Below are 2,719 nucleotides of genomic sequence, written 5' to 3'. Positions count from 1 at the left end.
GCGTCGAAGAGTCGCGGCACGAGGTTGACCAGCGTGGACTTGCCGGCTCCTGTCGAGCCGATGATCGCGATCGTCTGGCCGGGCCGGGCCGTGAGCGAGACGTCGCTGAGCACCGGCGACTCGGCCCCGGGATAGGCGAACGTCACGTGGTCGAGGTCGAGGTGACCGCGCCGCGACGGGTCCGGGGCGACCGGGTCCTCGGGCAGCGGGACCGACGTGTGCGTGTCCAGCACCTCGACGATCCGGTCGGCGCAGACCGACGCACGCGGGATCATCATCAGCATGAACGTCGCCATCATCACCGACATCAGGATCTGCATGAGGTAGGTGAGGAACGCCGTCAGCGCTCCGACCTGCATCTGCCCGTTGTCGACCCGGTGGCCGCCGAACCAGATCACCGCGACGCTCGAGGCGTTCACCACCAGCATCACGAGCGGGAACATCGTGGCCATCCACCGTCCGGCACGCACGGCGACATCGGTCAGCTCGTCGTTGGCCGTGCCGAACCGGCTCGCCTCGTAGGGCTCGCGCACGAAGGCGCGCACCACCCGGATGCCGGTGATCTGCTCACGCAGCACCCGGTTGACCTCGTCGATACGGGTCTGCATGGCGCGGAAGCTCGGCACCATCTTGCTGACGACGAAGCCCACGCTCGCGAACAGCGCGGGGACCACGACGGCGAGGATCCACCCGAGTCCGAGGTCCTCGCGCAGGGCCATGAACACTCCCCCGACCATCATGATCGGCGACGACACCGCGATCGTGCACGCCATCAGGACCAGCATCTGCACCTGCTGCACGTCGTTGGTGCTCCGCGTGATGAGCGACGGCGCCCCGAAGTGCTGGACCTCGCGGGCCGAGAACGTCCCGACGCGGTGGAACAGCGCGGCGCGCACGTCGCGACCGAAGCCCATCGCGGTGCGGGCACCGAACCAGACGGCGCAGACCGAGCAGACGATCTGCACCAGCGAGACGCCGAGCATGATCGCGCCGACGCGGACGATGTAGCCGGTGTCGCCCCGGGCCACGCCCTCGTCGATGATGTCGGCGTTGAGGCTGGGCAGGTAGAGCATCGCCACCACGCCGACGAACTGGAAGACCACCACCAGCGCGAGCCAGCTGCGGTACGGCGCGAGCCGCTCGCGCAGGAGTCGCAGCATCATCGTGCGTCACCGCCTCTCGTGTCGCCGCTCTTCAGGACACCGTGGAGGATCACGTCGACGATCTCCTCCGGCGCGAGCGGTCGTTGGTCGGAGAGGTGGGGGTGGCTGCCCGAGAACGTGAGCAGCCGGACGAAGTCGACGACGCGCTCGACCGGCACGGTGAACCGCTCGGCGTCGGGGGCGAGCAGCATCGCCAGACCACCCTGGGTCAGCCGCTCGCGGACCTCGGGGTCGCGCAGGTTGTCGGGCGGCTTGCGCATCCCCATCGCCGACATCAGGCCGAAGATCCCGACGAAGCGCCGCTGGAGCAGCGTCGTGAAGGCCACCAACCGCTCGCGCAGCTCGAGGTCCGGGTCGATCCTCATGACATCGTCGAGGAACGACGTCGGGTCGAACTCCGCCTCCAGCACCGCGTCGAAGAGCTCCTCCTTGGACGCGAACGCCCGGAAGATCGTCCCCTCGGCGATGCCGGCGGCCTCAGCGATCAGCCGCGTCGTCGTCGCCCGTCCGTGCTCGTAGAGCAGCGGCCGGGTCGCGGCGATGATCTCCGCCCGTCGCTCCTGTGGCGACAGCGGTCGCGCGCGCTCCCTCTTGGTGTCCACGATCCACGAGCGTAAGTGAGTGAGTACTCACTCACAAGTGGGTTTCGGCACGGGCGATCGAGCTCGTCGAGTCCCTCACAGCGGCACCGTTGGTCGAGCCTGTCGAGACCCCCGCAACCCATGCACCGAGCCGGATGTACGTCGGGCTGCGGGCTGCTTCCGGTGCGGTCCTCGGCAGCAAAGCGGGAGCGGTCCGCCGTGGCATCGGCCTCTTCCCGGCTTGCGGGCCGCCGCCTCGCCGGAACATCACACCTGTCTGTTGACTTTCCGAGCACACGTGCGATAGACTGCGGCCACGCTTCATCTCGGGAGTGGCGATGACCGCACAAGCTCACCCTTCACACCGGGTCACGCGCGCCGTCACCGAGATCTCTCACAGCCTCCTCGAGGTGGCTGATGCGTCGCTGTGGTCCATGGAGGCTCACGAGACCGCCGCGACGATCGTGGAGCTCACCCGTGTCGCCGCCCGGGTCACCGAGCTGCAGGCACGCCTGGCCACCCACGCCTCCTCCGCCGGGGTCGCTGAGCAGGTCGGGGCGACCTCGGTGCCGAACTGGTGGGCCCACCAGACCCGGATGAACCGCGCCGAGGCCCACCGGATCGCCCACCTCGGCGCCGGCCTCGAGGAGCACCCCCTCACCCACGAGGCGTTGAAGACCGCAGACGTGCTGCCCGACCAGGCCGCGGTGATCATCAAGGCCGTCGAGGACCTCCCCGACCACGTCGACCCCGCAGTGCGCGACCGGGCAGAGGCCCACCTCATCGGCGAGGCAGCCCACTACAACGCCAAAGAGCTGGCCAAGCTCGGCAAAGGCCTGCTCCACGTCATCGACCCTGAAGCCGCCGACGCCCACGAGGCGAAGCTGCTGGAGCGTGAGGAACGCGCCGCCAGCATGGCCACCCGGCTCACCATGCGCGAGGACCCCGACGGGATCACCCGCGGCACCTTCGCCC

3 protein-coding genes are annotated in these 2,719 nt (G+C 69.2%); 1 reads left to right on the top strand and 2 read right to left on the bottom strand.

The annotated features are described in order from the left end of the window. A partial coding sequence (locus Q0L15_RS18555; RefSeq protein WP_296605947.1) for an ABC transporter ATP-binding protein occupies window positions 1-1,163 on the bottom strand: 1,163 nt, incomplete at its 3' end. Then, window positions 1,160-1,765 carry a helix-turn-helix domain-containing protein gene (locus Q0L15_RS18550; protein ID WP_296605946.1) on the bottom strand — a complete coding sequence of 202 codons (606 nt, stop codon included), beginning with the start codon at window positions 1,763-1,765 and terminating at the stop codon, window positions 1,160-1,162. The genes Q0L15_RS18550 and Q0L15_RS18555, both read right to left, overlap by 4 nt. A 389-nt stretch (window positions 1,766-2,154) precedes the next feature. Here Q0L15_RS18550 and Q0L15_RS18545 point away from each other — a divergent pair. Further along, on the top strand, window positions 2,155-2,719 hold a 565-nt coding region (locus Q0L15_RS18545), incomplete at its 3' end, for a DUF222 domain-containing protein (protein ID WP_296605944.1).

It is taken from the genome of Nocardioides sp., from assembly GCF_024509035.1.
Taxonomy (GTDB): domain Bacteria; phylum Actinomycetota; class Actinomycetes; order Propionibacteriales; family Nocardioidaceae; genus Nocardioides.
The sequence above is the reverse complement of the archived record's forward strand: the minus strand, read 5'-3'. Positions and strand labels throughout refer to the sequence as shown.